This is a genomic window from Mediannikoviicoccus vaginalis, assembly GCF_928097925.1.
GTDB lineage: Bacteria > Bacillota > Clostridia > Tissierellales > Peptoniphilaceae > Mediannikoviicoccus > Mediannikoviicoccus vaginalis.
The window spans coordinates 1169221-1186258 of record NZ_CAKMRI010000001.1; the positions used below are offsets into that span (position 1 = coordinate 1169221).

The window sequence follows — 17038 nt, forward strand, 5'->3', positions numbered from 1 at the left end:
ATTGTTGCCTTTTTATAACATAACTCTATAGTCGTCCACTCTTTTTGTCAACTTAATACTGTCGAAGTATTCTAGTATTAAAAGCACGTTTTTTCTACTTGATTTTAAAATGTCCCTAGCTTCTGAAACTGTTATCCTCTCATTTTCTTTTAAATGATTTAGAATACCTTCTTTAGCTTTTTCAAAGTCCTCTTTTAATAAGACATTATTTTCAGCTCCAAAGACTAAGATCTCTTTGCCAATCATAAAATCTAAAACATGTCTTCTCTCTTTGTCGTTACGAGATAGAGATTTTATATTTTCGATTTTTTCAAGCCCATTTGATCTAATCTCATTTATTAATTCTTGTTTTATTTTTTCCTGTTTAGGATTTAAAACTATTTTATGGCTTTCTAGACCAAAGTACTCTCCCGACTCAGTAATAATATTTCTGTCTTGCATAATCTTTAATATATGTTCCAACTCTCTAAGATTTGGTTCATAAAGACTTTGTGTTAAGATTTCGTTTTTAGTCATTCCAAGAGAAAGTGGATTTTTATCATGGAACTTTTCAAGAATATCTTTTATATTTTCAATTATCCTTAATAGCACTTCTTCACTAACATATCGGTCCACAATTTTAATTATCTTTTCGTCTTCCAGTAGCGCTTCAACTTCCTCTTTAACGATGTCCTTGTTTTCTCCTGTATAAGAAACTATTTCTTTTAGTGATAACAACTCGTCTTCAGAGTTTGCAAATTGAACGATTATGTCTTTAAGTTCACCTTGTTCTTTTAGTTGAAGCTCTTTAACTAGCTCTTCATCAATATTATGTTTTTTTGCAAGAGGTTCAATAATCACTCCACCACCAATGGTTTCCACCGGTGAGTATGAACGAAGTACAAATCTATCTCTATTTCTACAAACTAGAGGCTCTTCCAGGCGAAGCTGAACAAATCCCTCTTCTCCCTGTGATATCTCTTCGCTGTCAAGGGGAACAGCTCTACAGAATATTTCCCTTGTTCCAATGCCAAGTCTAAGTCTCATCCAGTGGTGAATTGGAAAGTCGGAGGTCTTTGAAACTATAACCTTACAATCAATGATATTTGTTGTTATCATTGAACCTTCCTGCGCTATAATATCTCCCCTTTCAATTTCTCCAGACTTTATTCCCGAAAGATTTATTGCAGTTCTCTGTCCCGCATATGCAGTGTCTTCGTCTTCTCCATGAACTTGGATGGATCTTACCTTGCAAGCTCTTTCTCCAGGGTATATTACTAAATCTTCTCCCTTGGAAATCTTACCTTCCATTAGAGTTCCAGTAACTACAATTCCTATTCCCTTTACAGGAAAGGCTCTGTCAATATTCATTCTAAAAGGTGTGTCGCTCTTCTTTTCTTCTACCTTTTCACTTTCGTTTTCTATTACATTTTTAAGCTCTTCAATTCCCCTTCCAGAGATAGAGTCTACTTCTATAATAGGGGCGTCTTCTAAAAATGTTCCCTTTGAAAAATCTTTTAGCTCCTCTTCAATTAGCATAAGGTAGTCGTCTTCAACCATGTCACATTTTGTAACTACAATAATTCCCCTATGCACATTCATGTATGAAAGGATGTCTAAATGTTCACGGCTTTGAGGCATAACACCTTCATCCGCCGCAATTATGAATAGTACCAAGTCTATTCCTGTTGCCCCTGCCATCATGTTCTTAATAAATTTTTCATGGCCAGGCACATCCACTATTCCAACTCTATTTCCATTTGGTAGGTCTAGGTAGGTAAATCCTAGGTTAATTGATATACCTCTTTTTCTCTCTTCGTCTAATGTGTCAGTCTCCCTACCGGTTAGTGCCTTTACTAAAGTTGTCTTGCCATGGTCAATATGACCCGCTGTACCAATTATAATATTTTTCATCATTATCTCCTTGGAAAACAGTTCTCTATTTCTTCAGCTATTCTATCAAAATCTTTATCATTTAAAGTTCTTAAGTCAAGCATATACTTGTCATCTTTTATTCTTCCAATAATATGTGAAGAAGAAAGTCTTAAAGTCTCTTCGATTTTATCCGCAGTTAATCCATCGCCAGTAAGCACGATTACCTTGGAGTCAAACTCCTCTCCCGGCATTGATCCTCCACCTACTGTGGACTTTCCATCTTCTATATATACATTAATTCTAGTGTCTCTACCATCAATTTTTTCTTTAAGCACCTCTGCTCTTTCAAAAAGTTCTTCTGGAGTAAGTGTTATCATCCTAATGGTTGGAATATGTTTTTTCGCCTTTTCTTCGTCAAAGTACATCCTGATTGTACATTCCAGTGCCGCCAGTGTGAACTTGTCCACCCTTAAGGCCCTAAGAATTTGATTTTTTTTCATCTTGTCGATATACTCTTTCTTTCCAACTATGATTCCCGCTTGAGGTCCTCCAAGTAATTTGTCACCACTGAAGGTTATTAAATCAATTCCAGATTTAATTGACTCTGATATGGTTGGCTCGTGGGGAAGTCCATACTCTTCCATGTTGAAATATACTCCACTGCCCAAGTCCTCCATTACTGGAATGTCGTATTTGTCCCCTAGTTCTTTTAACTCTTTATTTGAAACGGCATCGGTAAAGCCAATTAGCTTGTAGTTCGAAGTGTGGACCTTCATTAAAACAGCAGTCTCTTCTGTGATAGCTTCTTCGTAGTCCTCTACCCTCGTCTTATTAGTTGATCCAACTTCCACAAGATTTGCTCCACTCATGGCCATTACAGAAGGTATTCTAAAGGCACCTCCAACTTCCACAAGCTCACCTCTTGAAACTATGGCCTCTTTGTCCTTCGCAAAAGTATTTAGCACTAAGAACACCGCCGCCGCGTTATTATTTACAATAAGGGCGTCTTCCACTCCAAAAAGAAGTTTTATCATTTTAGTTACATGGGAATATCTAGATCCTCTTTTGCCTTCTGCAATATCATACTCAAGATTTGAGTAACTTGAAATTATATTCCAAATATCTTCCTTTATAGAGTCATCCAGTAATGACCTCCCTAAATTTGTATGAAGGATGGTTCCAGTTCCATTTATTACCTTTAATAAAGAAGGAGAAAATTCTCTGTAAAGTCTTTCCTCTACCTTTATAATAATATTTTCATCATTAATCTCTGTAGAAAGTTTTTCCACTTCATCTTCATTACAATGAATAATTTTATTTCTTATGTCCTCTAGCACTTCTCTAGTTGCTTTTGTTTTTAAAGTTCTAGAGTAGTCTAGTTCTTCTATTCTAGAATTTTTTAAAATCTCTTCAACTTGAGGTATCTTTTTAAACAGATCTTTCTTTTGCATTTCTATCTCCCATCTTTAAATATAATCTAACTTCATGTATTAAGTGTAATGTAAATCGCAAAAACATTAAAGGTTTAAATTTATTTATTGTTAATTTTTTCTATTTTTGACTTTTTTGTAATATTTTAAATAAATATTAGCGTATTTCATCAAATTTCGTTGACTTTTTTAATTTCTGATGATATTATTATAATGCAAGTTAAGGAAATAACTAAATATTATCGGTATGAACATCACAGGAGAGACTTCGGCACCGAAGGGACAAGGAAACTTTCGCCAATAGTTTTCGAAATTCTCAGGTAAAAGGACTGTGATGGGACTGAGTTCTGAAGTACGCGACAGAGGATAAGGCAAATTCTATTGTCGTTTTTTTATTTTTCCTTAACTAATTAAAAAATGATTAATCTTATAAGGAGTGTCTATGCTAATTATTACAAATAATCCTAAATTCTTAGGATTCGAAAAAGAAGGATATGTAGTGAGATACTTGGAAGAAGATTATCTGTCAGTATTAAGGGCGACAAGAGATCTTGTTCACCAAGGTTATGAAGTCCTAACTCACCCTCTATACGGTTCGGTTAAACCATATGAAACAGTTTATAGAACCATTGTATTAAAAGAAGGGAATAAACTTAACTACGACTCAGTCAATCTTTTAGAAAATGCAATTGAAACTGCAGAGAAGTTTTACAAGACCAATAAGGACTGGAAATGGACTGCAGATATCTTAGATGACTTTCAAGTTATTGACAAGGATCTAATCGACAATGCATTGGATAGAATTGGATAGTTGGAGGTAACGTGGATAATATTTACGATATTATTGTAATTGGTGGAGGACCAGCTGGACTTAGCTGTGCACTATACTCCTCAAGAGCAAATCTAAAAACTCTAGTTATCGAAAAAGAAAGTTTGGGAGGACAGATGTTTTCTACTGGTAGCATTGAAAACTATCCAGGCTCAATAGAAAATCCAACAGGCCTATCCCTTACTAATAGATTCAAAGAGCAAGCTGAAAGCTTTGGTACAGAATTTGTAACAGATACGGTTGTTAAAATTGATTTTAATGAAAAAATCAAGTCTGTAGAATGTGAAAAGAACACTTTTAAAACAAAGACAATCGTAGTTGCAACTGGAGCAAAACCAAGAAAGCTAAATGTGCCAGGCGAAGAGGAATTTTCTGGAAAGGGAGTTTCTTACTGTGCAACTTGTGACGGAGCTTTCTTCAAAGACTTGGACATAGTGGTTATAGGAAGTGGAAATTCTGCTTTTGAAGAAGCCATGGAACTTACTAAGTTTGGAAGAAAGGTATATCTTGCTCACAGAAAAAATCTTTCAAAGGTAACTCCAGTTATCTTAGAGAGAGCTAGGAAGAATGAAAAAATTCACTTCCTACCTGAAGAAGAGATTCAAGAAATCAAAGGAGAAAACTTTGTTGACTCGGTGGTTTTTAAAAATTCTTCTACGGGAGAGATTACTGAAATCTCAAAAACAGATGGCGATTCTGTCATGGGAGTCTTCGTATTCATCGGTGCTACACCAAATTCAATGCTTGTAGATGGGTTTACAAGTCTTGAAAATGGGTATATAGTTACTGATGGAGATATGAAAACTGATATCCCTGGAGTATTTGTTGCAGGAGATGTTAGAGTAACTCCAATAAGACAAATTGTCACTGCTGCTGCTGACGGTGCAATAGCATCAATAAGCGCAGAAAAATATATAAATGAAAACTTTTAATTGAATAAATCACCAATTGTGGTGTTTTATATAAAAAAATTTAGTCGGAGGTGTGGTATGAAATTAGAATTAGGTAAAATCTTTATTAAAGATGTACAATTTTCTGATTCATCAAAAATCGAAGACGGTGTCCTTTATGTAAATAAGGATGAGTTATTAGAAGCTGTAGGCGGAGATGAGCATGTTAAGTCAATTGACTTCGACATTGCAAAACCTGGCGAAAGCGTAAGAATAACACCTGTTAAGGATGTTCTTGAACCAAGAGTTAAGGTTGAAGGACCTGGAGAAATTTTCCCTGGAATCCTTAATAAAGTTGATACCGTTGGTCAAGGTAGAACACATGCTCTTAAGGGAATGGCTGTTGTTACTACTGGTAAGATAGTTGGTTTCCAAGAAGGTATCATTGACATGGTTGGAGAAGGTGCAAAATACACTCCTTTCTCAAAGACTATAAACTTAGTTATTATAGCTGAGCCTATCGATGGTATTAAGCAACATGTTCACGAAAATGCTATAAGAATGATTGGTCTTAAGGCTGCTGATTACATTGGAAGACTTGCAAAAGATCTTACTCCAGATGAAGTAGTAACTTATGAAACTAAACCATTATTAGAGCAAATTAACGAATATCCTGATCTTCCAAAGGTAGCTTATGTATACATGCTACAAACTCAAGGTTTGCTACATGACACATATGTTTACGGTGTAGATGCTAAACAAATAGTACCTACAATCCTATACCCAACAGAAGTTATGGATGGTGCAATCGTAAGTGGTAACTGTGTATCCGCATGCGATAAGAACCCAACATACGTTCACTTAAACAATGGAGTTATAGAAGACCTTTATGCAAGACATGGTAAAGACTACAACTTCCTAGGTGTAATAATCACTAACGAGAACGTATATCTAATGGATAAGGAAAGATCTTCAAACTGGACTTCAAAGTTAGTTGAATACCTTGGAGTAGATGCAGTTATCGTATCTCAAGAAGGTTTCGGTAACCCAGATACAGACTTAATCATGAACTGCAAGAAGATCGAAATGAAGGGTGTTAAGACTGTAATCGTAACTGACGAATATGCTGGTAGAGACGGTGCTTCTCAATCATTAGCTGACGCTGACGAAAGAGCAAACGCAGTAGTTACTGGTGGAAATGCTAACCAAGTGGTTATACTTCCTAAGTTAGACAAGATTATTGGTCATGTAGAATTTGTTGACATCATAGCTGGTGGAGCTAAGGGTTCCCTAAGAGAAGATGGAACTATATTAGTAGAAATTCAAGCTATAACTGGTGCAACTAACGAAACAGGTTTCAATTATTTAACTGCTAAAGGTTATTAATTCTAAACTGTACAACTTAAACAACTAAACTAAAAAAAACTAAACAACTAAACTAAACAAATAAATTAAACAGGAGGATGTCATGAGTATATTAGAAAACAAAAAAATCATAATCGTTGGCGACCGTGATGGAATCCCTGCTCCTGCTATTGAAGAGTGTGTAAACACTGTTGCAAATACAGAAGTAATATTCGCATCTACTGAGTGCTTTGTCTGAACTAGTGCCGGAGCCATGGACTTAGAAAACCAAAAGAGAATTAAGGAAGCTGCTGAAGAGTATGGTCCTGAAAATCTTTGTGTAATTCTAGGTGCTGGTGAGGCAGGAGCTGCAGGTTTAGCAGCTGAAACTGTAACAACTGGTGACCCTACATTTGCTGGTCCACTAGCTGGTGTAGAACTTAACTTAGCATGTTACCATGTAATCGAAGAAGCTATGAAAGAAGAGTTCGATCCAGAAGTTTATGACGATCAAATCGGTATGATGGAAATGGTACTTGACGTTGACGAAATCACTTCTGAAATGGAAGATATCAGAGGATAATATTTATAAAATTCTTATATAAAGGAGGATGTATCAATGGCGAACATTAAAGTCGTGCATTATATAAACCAATTCTTTGCTGGTATTGGTGGCGAAGAAAAGGCCGACATTGCGCCTTTCATTGCTGAAGAGTTACCTCCAGTTAGTAAACAATTAAGTGCAAAACTTGGAGAAGGATTCGAAGTAGTTGGTGCTGTTGTTTGTGGTGACAGTTACTTCGGAGAAAACATGGAATCAGCAAGTAAAGAGGTTTTAGATATGATAAAATCTTTTGAACCTGATTTATTTATCGCAGGACCAGCTTTCAACGCCGGACGTTACGGAGTTGCAGCAGGAACTGTAACTAAAATGGTTAAAGATGAATTAAACATCCCTTCAATTACAGGTATGTATCCTGAAAACCCAGGTGCAGACATGTTCAAGAAGGAAGTATATATAATCTCAACAGCTAACTCAGCTGCAGGTATGAGAAAGGCTCTTCCAGCTATAGCAAACCTTGCTAAAAAGCTTGCTAAGGGCGAAGAAGTTCTTGGACCTGAAGAAGAAGGTTATATTGAAAGAGGAGTCAGAGTTAACTACTTTGCTGAAAAAAGAGGTTCTGCAAGAGCAGTTGATATGCTTGTTAAGAAGATTAATGGCGAAGAATTCGTTACAGAATATCCAATGCCATCTTTCGACAGAGTTGAACCTGGTGAAGCAATAAAAGACCTATCAAAAGCTACTATCGCTTTAGTAACTTCTGGTGGTATTGTTCCAAAGGGAAACCCTGACAGAATCGAATCTTCATCAGCTTCTAAGTATGGTGAATACTCAATCGCTGGAGTTGATGACCTTGATGAATCAACTTATGAAACAGCTCATGGTGGTTATGACCCAACTTATGCAAATGAAGACTCTGATAGAGTTCTTCCAGTTGACGTTCTTAGAGAAATGGAAAAAGAAGGTAAAATTGGAAAGATATATGACTATTTCTACACAACAGTAGGAAATGGTACAGCAGTAGCATCTGCAAAGAAATTCGCTGAAGAAATTGGCGAAAAATTAAAAGCAGATGGCGTAGATGCAGTTATCTTAACATCTACGTGAGGTACTTGTACACGTTGCGGTGCAACAATGGTAAAAGGTATCGAAGCTACAGGTATTCCTGTAGTACACATGTGTACAGTAGTTCCTATCTCATTAACAGTAGGAGCTAATAGAATAGTACCAACAATAGCTATCCCTCACCCATTAGGAAACCCAGCATTGGATCCTAAGGAAGAAAAGGGATTAAGAAGACACTTAGTTGAAAAAGCTCTTAAGGCTTTAACAACTCCAGTGGATGGTCAAACAGTTTTTGAAGATTAATTTTTAATCTTTTAAATAACAAATAAAAATGCTTCTGCTCCGTAAGGGGCAGAAGCTATAATTACAATGGAGGTTTTTTTATGACACTACCTGTTTTTAAGAGTGCCGGATATGTACTAATTCATACACCAGATATGATTATACAAAACGGTTCTACAACTTCAACTGAAAGAGTTACTAACCCAGATTCAGAATTCTTGAAGGTTGTTGGAGATCACATTAGAAGTTACGAAGAAGTTGTAAATTATTTACCAAACCAAGTTTATATTGGTAATATGAGACCAGAAGAACTTAACAATTATGAATTACCTTGGTTTGATAAAGAATGCAAAGGTGAAAGAAAAGGTAAGTTTGGTGAAATCGTTCCACAAGACGAATTTATCGCTGCCATTAAGATTTGTGACTCTTTTGAATTAGTTGAATTATCTGAAGAGTTTATCGAATCTGTAAAAACTAAATTTGAAGAAAACTATCCACATCTAGCTGAGTCTTTCGCTAATGTTAAACCTTCTAATATAGAAGAACACAAACATCTTATTGACGAACATAAGGCAGAAGGACTTTACATGGACGGAAAACTAGTTGGACTTGTTAAACAAGCTCACGACGTTGACGTTAACTTAAGTGCACATACAATGTTTGAAAACCTTGTTTCTAAGGCTTCAGCTGTACTATGTGCTGATTACATGTTCCAAACACATGATAATATTACTAAAGATGAGATAGATTATGTTATAGAATGTTCAGAAGAAGCCTGCGGGGATGTTAACCAAAGAGGTGGTGGAAACTTCGCAAAAGCTATCGCTGAAAAAGTTGGATTAAACAACGCATCAGGTTCAGATACAAGAGGATTCTGTGCTGCACCTATCCACTCATTTATTCAAGCTGCTGCATTAGTTGAAGCTGGTGTATATGACAACGTATTAGTTGTTGCTGGTGGATCTACTGCAAAACTTGGTATGAACGCTAAAGACCACGTTAAGAAGGACTACCCTGTTCTTGAAGACGTTGTAGGAACTTTCGCAGTTGTTATTTCTAAGAACGACGGCGTTTCTCCTATCATCAAGACTCATGTTACAGGTAAGCATACTGTAGGTACTGGTTCATCACCACAAGCTGTTATGACTTCTCTAGTTACTAACTGCTTAAATAAAGATAACCTAAAGATTACTGATGTAGATACTTACTCAGTAGAAATGCAAAACCCTGACATTACAGTTCCAGCAGGAGCAGGTAATGTACCAGAAGCTAACTACAAGATGATTGCTGCTCTTGGAGTTAAGGGTGGAGACTTACAAAGAACTGATATCCCAACATTTGCTACAACTTATGGACTACCTGGTTGGGCTCCAACTCAAGGACATATTCCATCAGGAGCACCTTATGTAGGATTCTGTATAGAAGACCTTACAACAGGTGACAAGAACAGAGCAATGTTCATAGGTAAGGGATCTCTATTCTTAGGAAGACTTACAAATCTATTTGACGGTGTTTCATTCATCGCTGAAAGAAACCCTGGCGAAGAAGCTGAAGAATCAGGAGTATCAAGAGAAGAAATCAAGAAATTAATTGGAGAATCCTTAAAAGAATTAGCAACTAATATGCTTGCAGAATAGGAGTGGTTATATGCCTAAGAATATTATTGCAGAAGCTCTTTTAGAAATCGCTGAAGGTATTGAAAGCGGTTCATTTGCTAAGAAACCTAAAATAGGTCTTACTATATTAGGAAGTGAACATGGTGTAGAAAACATGTTAGAAGCTGCAAGACTTGCTAAGTCTCCAGCTTACGACATTGTTCTAATTGGACCTAAACAAGAAGGATGCGATTTAGAAACTTATGAAGTTTCTTCTGAAGAAGAAGCTCACAAGAAAATGGAAGAGTTACTTGATAAAAAAGTTATAGATGGTTGTGTAACATTACACTACACATTCCCTATTGGAGTATCTACAATCGGTAGAGTTGTTGCTCCAAGCACAGGAAGAGAAATGCTTATTGCTACAACAACTGGTACTTCATCTCTAAACAGAGTTGAAGGAATGCTTAGAAATGCTATTGCTGGTGTTTCAGTTGCTAAGAGTTTAGGAATTGAAAAACCAACTGTTGGTGTTTTAAACGTTGACGGTGCAAAACAAGTTGAAAGAGCATTAGAAACATTAATCGAAAATGGATATGACTTAGAATTAGCTGAATCAGTAAGAGCTGATGGCGGTGCTGTACTAAGAGGTAATGATATCTTAAGAGGCGTTCCAGATGTTTGTGTTACTGACTCATTAACAGGAAATATCCTAATGAAAGTATTCTCAGCTTTCTCAACAGGCGGAAGCTACGAAGCAACTGGATTTGGATACGGTCCAGGAGTTGGCAAAGACTTTGATAGAAATATTTGTATAGTTTCAAGAGCATCAGGAGCTCCAGTAGTTGCTCATGCTATTAAATATGCTGCAGACCTAGTAATGGGTAACTTTAATAAAGTTAAAGCTGACGAATATAAAGCTGTTGAAGGTGCATCTTTCGACAAAGTTATAGAAACATTACAACCTAAGAAGGAAGCTGCTGAAGAAACTGAAACAGTAGAAGCTCCTCCAAAAGAAATTGTAACTGACTCTATTTCAGGAATCGAAATTCTTGACCTAGAAGATGCAGTACAAGCTCTTTGGAAAGAAGGAATCTACGCTGAAAGTGGTATGGGATGTACAGGTCCAATCGTAATGATTACTGAAGCAAACCATGCAAAAGCAGAAGAAATCCTTAAAGACAAAGGTTTCATTTAAATAAAAAAATTAAGGCAGGTTATCCTGCCTTAATTTTTTTATTTACTCTTTTTCCTTATTGTATCTAACTTTTAAATATTTTATTTTAATTCCTTGCTCCCTCCATTTACTTTCGTAATATGAAATAGCTTCGTCTTCATTTACATCTTTGTCCCTATCTAAAACTTCAATATCAAAGCCTTCCTTTTCAAAGTAATCTATACTATCTTCAAATAACTCGTCATTGTCGGTTTTAAACTCTATTTCGCCATTATCTTTTAATATCTTCTTATACACCTCTAGAAATATTGGGTGGGTGAGTCTTCTCTTCTTATGTCTATTCTTTGGCCATGGGTTGCAGAAGTTAATATATATTTTTGAAATTTCCGATTCTCCAAAGATATCTAAAAGATGGTCCGCATCTCCTAGTATTCCAATTATGTTTGGAAGATCTACCTCTTTTATTTTCTCCCCCGCTTCCACAAATGCATTTGCCTCTCTGTCCATGGCAATATAATTTATATTTGGAGTTTGCCTCGCCTTTTCAACTAAAAAGTCTCCTCTCCCCGCACCTATTTCCAAGTGAATAGGCTGTGTTTTAGCAAACTTTTCCTGCCACTTCCCATTTTCACCCTTTGGCTTCATATATATGTATGAATTTTCCGTTAACATAGGTATGGCCCAGTGTTTTTTTCTCATTCTCATATTATTACCTCTTATTTCTTAAAGAAAGATCGCCAAAATGACGATCTCTCCAATTTATTTTACTCCATCATAAGCTTCATAGCTATAGTCTTTTAGTTTTGATTCTACCAAATCAAGCTTTAATTCATCCAATGTCTTATAGCTTCCATAAACCTTCTTAATATTTTCATAGTCGATAATCTGTTCAGGTTTTTGATCATTTGATGAAACTTCACTTTTTATTTTTTCCTTTTCATCTGTCTCGTTTTCATCTGTTTCTTCATCTTCTAATGAGTTATCCTCTATCTTATCCTCTAAGAATTTTATGACCTCTACGGCAGTGTATTCCTTTACGGTTTCGTCTGACTTTTCAACATTGTAAGAGTATACCAAGTACATAACAGGAATATTGTAGTTTTCAAATAGTCCACTTGAGCTCCATCCACTTTCCTTTGGCATTAGAAAGTAAAAACCTTCGTAGTTTGGATTGTCGGAATTATTTCTTGATGCAAGGTCTGACTTAACTATGGACTGGGCCTGGTCTTTTATTTTATTGAAAAAATCAGTATCAAGCTCTTCCTTTGATAAAATGTAAGCCCTTGCGTCCTTATTGGTAACTTTATATTCCTTCTCCAAAACACTTGGCTTATATGCATTTTCATGAAGCCTGTCAATACCATCTTGATTAAATTTAAATGTAATCTTGTCTCCAATTTTAACATCTTCGTCTTCATTCAAAAGTTTTCCGTCCCTATAAACATCGTAGTAGCCACTGGCTGAGCCAAGCGCCTGTTCAAGTTTACTTCCAACCTTTAGTTTTGTATTGGTTATTTTAATCTCTAACTTTGGAGAGATGCCTGTAAATTTCGGTTTGAATCCATCAAATGGATCCAATGAAAATAGGTCTTTTAAGCCAATTACTTTAAATTCTCTACTAGGGTTTGTGAACCTAATCCCCAAATGGTCTTGAATATTTTCTTTATTTCTCATCTCTACCATTACTGTTACAGTGTCACCATTTGTTAATTTTTCAATTGGGTCCGCTGACAGCGTGAAGTTATCGATTATCTCCGATACATTAATGTCTTTATCTTCCCCAAGCTTTTCCCTAAGTTTATCTTCCAACATATCACGATTAATTTTTAAACTGTCTTGGTCCAGGGTTCCCTCTTCGTCATTGCCTTCAAATATGGGCTCTTCAATAAAGTCCGATATACTTATGGTCTTTACCATTGGATTTGAGTCGGAGTTTTTTACTTTGATTATAATAAAAATTGCTATTAACGCTAATGCAATGCCAAGAATAAGCCATAATTTTGGTTTTGAATTTTTTTGATTAAAGCTCTTTCCCCTTTTTTCAAAGTCGTCGTAATCCTCGATTATAATTCTTTGATTTTCTCTATTATCCTCTACCTTGGTTCCACAAACTCCACAAAATTTATTTCCCTCTGGTACGTTGTTTCCACATTTTTTACATTTATACATAATACTCCTCTATCTTTCGTCCTTGTCAATTCGTCCCAGCGCAAGCCTTGATATCCACGCTTGGATAACAATAAAAATAATAAGCACCAATAATACTTTTAATATATTAAAGAATACAGGCTTATAATCTGGAAGATACTTTTGTCTAGTTAATGCCAAAAACCTATTGATTACTTCCAAACTCTGTACATCATATCCCTTTGCATCTGCCTCTGCCAATGCGGTGGACATGGTGTTAAAATCTATTGAAATTCCCAAGGCCCTAAACCCCCATTTGGCAATTGTAAGGTTTGATAAATATCTCTTCCAGCCCTCCAGTTCAAATATAAAGTCTGAAAGAACCAGTTGAAAGATTAACGCAAAGGGCATTATGGTCATGGCCATCTTGTTGTTTTTAACAATTGACGATATCATCAGCCCAAGCATATCCGCTGCATATATGATTAAAAACACCGACAATGTCAGGTTTATTACCCTTGCCAAGTCCAAGGTCTGTCCAACTTCAAGCCTCTTGCCATGAACAAATAATACCATTGCCGATATGATTAGAGCTTCAACAAAACATAATATTAACTCCACCAGCATATGGGCAAATAAAAATACCGAATAGCTAACATTCCCCGATTTATGTTCCTGCTTTATAGAGTTTCTCTCAGAACATATAATTTCTATGGAGTTAAATAACCCCGTCCATATACAGGCACAGACTATTGCAAATGCCGTCATTCTCGTTTCATCATAGCGTATAAAGGCAAGTTCGCTAGTTGCAGAAAGCACAATGGCTGTGATGATAAATGTGGAAAGTATTTTTAAAAGGCCATTGGAGTTAAAAAACACACGCATGTACTTTTTAAAATACACTTTTAATTGCAAGAAGTAAACATCTCTATCCATTTAAATCACCACTCTTAAATTTATTTATAAAATAATCCGCCTTTTCTTGATTATTTATTAGCTTAACTATGTCTTCTAAGTGATTTACACCAAAAAATTCTAACGACTCGTCAATACTTCCATAAAACGCCATCTGCCCACAGTTATCCACAGAGTCCTTGGCAATGACTAAGATTTTGTCATATAAATCCCTAAGTCTGTCCGGCGAGTGGGATATGACTATGGCAATTTTATCCTCATCAACAATATTTCTAACCTGTTTCATAACCATCTCTGCAGATCCGGCGTCAAGTCCAGAGTCAGGTTCGTCTAAGAAAAATATTTCCGGTTCAGAAAGGTATTCCACAGCGATGCTAAGTCTCTTTCTCTGCCCACCACTGAGCTTACTGACAAAATTATTTCTTTCCTTTTCCATACCAAAAATATTTAAAATATTTTCTAATTTTGCCTTTAGCTTTTCTTTATTCTTCACAACTTCCATGGGAAGCTGTATCATTGCAGCGTCCTTTAATGTGTGGTACACTGTGTCCTTGTCACGAAGAGTATCAAATTGTGGCACCAGTCTTACAAGTTTTCTAACCCTTGCAGAGTCTTCGTATAGGTCAATTCCCTTATAATGTATTTCAGCATTTGCCTTTTCATATCCCGACACCGCGTTTACAAAGGTAGTCTTTCCTGCCCCAGAGCCACCAATTACGAGGACCATCTCCCTAGGTTCTATATCAAGGTTAACGTCTTTTAAAAGTTTTCTACTTTTTCCCTTTTCACTTCCAAGTCTCTCTTTTATTCTAATGGACAGATTTTCATCATAGTTAATCTTATTCACTTTTTCATTTGAATCAATCTTTTGATAAATGCAAAAGTTATTATGCTTTATATAAATTTCATCGCCATTAATAATGCATTCGCCAAGTTTCATACTTTTTGCTATTTTGTTGGACTTAATTTGCTTTTGATTTAAAACCTTCCAAGGATTGTTACATCTTTCTTTATCTCCAGTATAAAAAATAGAAATCATGTCCTTTTTATCATCTGTAAATAGTATATGGGTATTGTCCTTTAAAAGGATCCCAACATTTTTATCAAGATGATTTAAATTAATCCAGGTGTCCATTCTTTCACTTAGATTTGTATAAATATAACCCTTTTCACTAAGCTCAAATGTCCCTATAACTTCACTTTCACCTTCTTTTTTTATAATTACATCTGCTATTGACTCGTCACTTCCAACTCCAATGGTAAGGCCATTTTTAGAGTTAAAACTCCTAACGCCATTTGAGTCAAAGACAAATATAAATTTTTCACTAGAGTTTGGCATCTTCTTCTCCTTGATTTCTAGAATTTATAATATTTTTTTATTCTTTAAAAATATTTCTTTAATAATAATTATAGCCCAATTGGTGCTATTTTTCTATTAAGGTAAAAAAAAAGAGATGAGACTTTTCGTCCCATCCCTTCAGCCTAGTTTAAGCGTTGTACTTTGTCATATCTAGTTCTTTTTGAACTGCCGCTACCATAAGACCTGTTGATCCTGCAGCATGAACGTTTGTTGAAGTACGTCCCATATCAGCAACTCCCGCTATTGGGCTTAGTACTAAAATCATTTCCACAGGAAGTCCCATTGAAGCAAATAGTGCTGTTGCTTGGATTGTTCCTGTTCCTGGAACTCCTACTGTTCCAAGTGATGCAACCAATGCTGAACCTATCATTACAATATATTTTGTTGTTGAGAAAGGTATATTAAGTGCATTGATTGTAAAGATTGCAAGTAGTACTGGCCATATTGCGGCACAGCCTGGCATACCGAAAGTTGTTCCGATGGATCCTGCAAAGGATGCAGTTTCTGTTGGAACGCCCATGTTTTCTTGTTCTCTAATATTAGCAGGTAATGTGCCTAGTGAACTTTGAGTTGTAAATGCAATTAACCATGCTGGGAAGAACTTCTTTTGGAACTTGAATGGATTTACCCTTCCAATTAAACTTACCATAGCTGTTGTAGTTATGAATGTGTGGAATAAGCATGCAGCATAAACCATTAGTAATAGGAATAATAAATCTTTTACAAATGATAAATCTAATGTTGCAACTTGGTTTGCAAGTAGTGATAGAACTGCATATGGAGTAAATTCTATAATATCTCCAATTATTGTGTTCATAACTTTACTTCCTGCACGAACAAAGTCAACAAATGGTTTTATCTCTTCCTTCTTGTTGTATTTTAGTACAACTATTCCGATTATAGTTGCAAATATTACTATTGGAACAATCTTGTTGTTCACCATGCTGTCAATAATATTTCTTGGGAAGAAGGATACAAAAACTTCTGCAAAGGAAGGAACTTCCTTAACTTCTTCCGCAACTTCCATCTTGATTGTGGAGTTTAGTCCAAGTCCCACTAACTTACCAAGTAATAGGGCAAGTAAGGAACCTAAAATATTGTGTAATGCTAAAATTCCTATTGTATTCTTACCAAGGGATCTTAACTTTTCTGTACTTTCCAGTGAAGCAACTGTAGTTATAATAGAGAATAATAACAGTGGAATTACAAATGCTTGTAGAAGACTGGCAAATACATGACCGAATATTGCAACATATTCTGTGTGGCCTTTAAAAATAATACCAACTAATGCGCCTAGCGCTGTAGCTAATAGGATTCTAATCATAAAAGAAACTTTTCTCTTCTTTAATTCATTGATTCCTAAGCAAAGCGCAAATGCAACAACTAAAGCTAATATGCTTTTAATCATTAAATAAACACTCCTTTTATTAAATATTTTTATCATACTTACAATATCATATTTGTAGGATATACTCAATGATTTATTTAAATTCTAAACGATTTCCTAAATTTAGCTATATAATTTAATTAACGATTTTTTGCATATTTCCATTATATTATTGAATAATAAAAAAAGAATTCCTATTCTAGCTAGTTTAATAGAATAGA

The 17038-nt window shown here is 35.6% G+C and carries 14 protein-coding genes and 1 riboswitch; of the genes, 7 read left to right on the forward strand and 7 right to left on the reverse strand.

The window, feature by feature from the left end:
• Positions 1-12 precede the first annotated feature (12 nt).
• Both selB and selA read right to left on the reverse strand, forming a co-directional pair.
• Complete coding sequence (selB, locus tag L6651_RS05455; protein WP_237036983.1) at positions 13-1893, reverse strand: selenocysteine-specific translation elongation factor; 1881 nt, start codon at positions 1891-1893, stop codon at positions 13-15.
• Between the two features lie 2 nt (positions 1894-1895).
• Positions 1896-3305, reverse strand: a complete 1410-nt coding sequence (selA, locus tag L6651_RS05460) for an L-seryl-tRNA(Sec) selenium transferase (RefSeq protein ID WP_237036984.1) — start codon at positions 3303-3305, stop codon at positions 1896-1898.
• A gap of 226 nt (positions 3306-3531) precedes the next feature.
• Positions 3532-3626: riboswitch (glycine riboswitch) on the forward strand.
• A gap of 100 nt (positions 3627-3726) precedes the next feature.
• Here selA and L6651_RS05465 point away from each other — a divergent pair.
• From L6651_RS05465 to grdD, 7 genes are all read left to right on the forward strand, one after another.
• Positions 3727-4095 carry a GrdX family protein gene (locus L6651_RS05465; protein WP_237036985.1) on the forward strand — a complete coding sequence of 123 codons (369 nt, stop codon included), beginning with the start codon at positions 3727-3729 and terminating at the stop codon, positions 4093-4095.
• An 11-nt stretch (positions 4096-4106) separates the two neighbouring features.
• The gene (gene trxB / locus L6651_RS05470; RefSeq protein WP_237036986.1) at positions 4107-5045 is read left to right on the forward strand and encodes a thioredoxin-disulfide reductase; all 939 of its coding nucleotides are present in this window, start codon (positions 4107-4109) and stop codon (positions 5043-5045) included.
• Positions 5046-5102: 57 nt separating this feature from the next.
• A complete protein-coding gene (locus L6651_RS05475) occupies positions 5103-6389 on the forward strand; it encodes a glycine/sarcosine/betaine reductase component B subunit (RefSeq protein ID WP_237036987.1) in 1287 nt (428 codons plus the stop codon).
• Positions 6390-6471: 82 nt separating this feature from the next.
• Complete coding sequence (grdA, locus tag L6651_RS05480; RefSeq protein ID WP_237036988.1) at positions 6472-6930, forward strand: glycine/sarcosine/betaine reductase complex selenoprotein A; 459 nt, start codon at positions 6472-6474, stop codon at positions 6928-6930.
• 36 nt (positions 6931-6966) lie between these two features.
• Positions 6967-8277, forward strand: coding sequence for a glycine reductase complex selenoprotein B (gene grdB, locus L6651_RS05485; protein WP_237036989.1), 1311 nt, complete (start codon positions 6967-6969; stop codon positions 8275-8277).
• 80 nt (positions 8278-8357) lie between these two features.
• A complete protein-coding gene (gene grdC / locus L6651_RS05490) occupies positions 8358-9893 on the forward strand; it encodes a glycine/sarcosine/betaine reductase complex component C subunit beta (RefSeq protein ID WP_237036990.1) in 1536 nt (511 codons plus the stop codon).
• Between the two features lie 10 nt (positions 9894-9903).
• Entirely contained in the window at positions 9904-11049 is a 1146-nt protein-coding gene (gene grdD / locus L6651_RS05495) for a glycine/sarcosine/betaine reductase complex component C subunit alpha (RefSeq protein WP_237036991.1), read from the forward strand.
• A 42-nt stretch (positions 11050-11091) separates the two neighbouring features.
• Here grdD and trmB read toward each other — a convergent pair whose 3' ends face one another.
• The 5 genes from trmB to L6651_RS05520 form a co-directional block, all read right to left on the reverse strand.
• Positions 11092-11733, reverse strand: a complete 642-nt coding sequence (gene trmB, locus L6651_RS05500) for a tRNA (guanosine(46)-N7)-methyltransferase TrmB (protein ID WP_237036992.1) — start codon at positions 11731-11733, stop codon at positions 11092-11094.
• 54 nt (positions 11734-11787) lie between these two features.
• Positions 11788-13197, reverse strand: a complete 1410-nt coding sequence (locus L6651_RS05505) for a zinc ribbon domain-containing protein (RefSeq protein ID WP_237036993.1) — start codon at positions 13195-13197, stop codon at positions 11788-11790.
• A gap of 9 nt (positions 13198-13206) precedes the next feature.
• The gene (locus L6651_RS05510) at positions 13207-14091 is read right to left on the reverse strand and encodes an ABC transporter permease (RefSeq protein WP_237036994.1); all 885 of its coding nucleotides are present in this window, start codon (positions 14089-14091) and stop codon (positions 13207-13209) included.
• Entirely contained in the window at positions 14084-15409 is a 1326-nt protein-coding gene (locus tag L6651_RS05515) for an ATP-binding cassette domain-containing protein (RefSeq protein ID WP_237036995.1), read from the reverse strand. The genes L6651_RS05510 and L6651_RS05515 overlap by 8 nt, the downstream gene beginning before the upstream one ends.
• A gap of 148 nt (positions 15410-15557) precedes the next feature.
• Positions 15558-16838 (reverse strand): dicarboxylate/amino acid:cation symporter, encoded by a 1281-nt coding sequence (locus L6651_RS05520; RefSeq protein WP_237036996.1) that lies wholly within the window; start codon positions 16836-16838, stop codon positions 15558-15560.
• Between the last annotated feature and the right edge of the window lie 200 nt (positions 16839-17038).

Coding starts and splice junctions, on each gene's coding strand:
- selB (WP_237036983.1), bottom strand. CDS start 1,893: ATGAAAAATATTATAATTGGTACAGCGGGTCATATTGACCATGGCAAG.
- selA (WP_237036984.1), bottom strand. CDS start 3,305: ATGCAAAAGAAAGATCTGTTTAAAAAGATACCTCAAGTTGAAGAGATT.
- L6651_RS05465 (WP_237036985.1), top strand. CDS start 3,727: ATGCTAATTATTACAAATAATCCTAAATTCTTAGGATTCGAAAAAGAA.
- L6651_RS05475 (WP_237036987.1), top strand. CDS start 5,103: ATGAAATTAGAATTAGGTAAAATCTTTATTAAAGATGTACAATTTTCT.
- grdC (WP_237036990.1), top strand. CDS start 8,358: ATGACACTACCTGTTTTTAAGAGTGCCGGATATGTACTAATTCATACA.
- grdD (WP_237036991.1), top strand. CDS start 9,904: ATGCCTAAGAATATTATTGCAGAAGCTCTTTTAGAAATCGCTGAAGGT.
- trmB (WP_237036992.1), bottom strand. CDS start 11,733: ATGAGAATGAGAAAAAAACACTGGGCCATACCTATGTTAACGGAAAAT.
- L6651_RS05505 (WP_237036993.1), bottom strand. CDS start 13,197: ATGTATAAATGTAAAAAATGTGGAAACAACGTACCAGAGGGAAATAAA.
- L6651_RS05510 (WP_237036994.1), bottom strand. CDS start 14,091: ATGGATAGAGATGTTTACTTCTTGCAATTAAAAGTGTATTTTAAAAAG.
- L6651_RS05515 (WP_237036995.1), bottom strand. CDS start 15,409: ATGCCAAACTCTAGTGAAAAATTTATATTTGTCTTTGACTCAAATGGC.
- L6651_RS05520 (WP_237036996.1), bottom strand. CDS start 16,838: ATGATTAAAAGCATATTAGCTTTAGTTGTTGCATTTGCGCTTTGCTTA.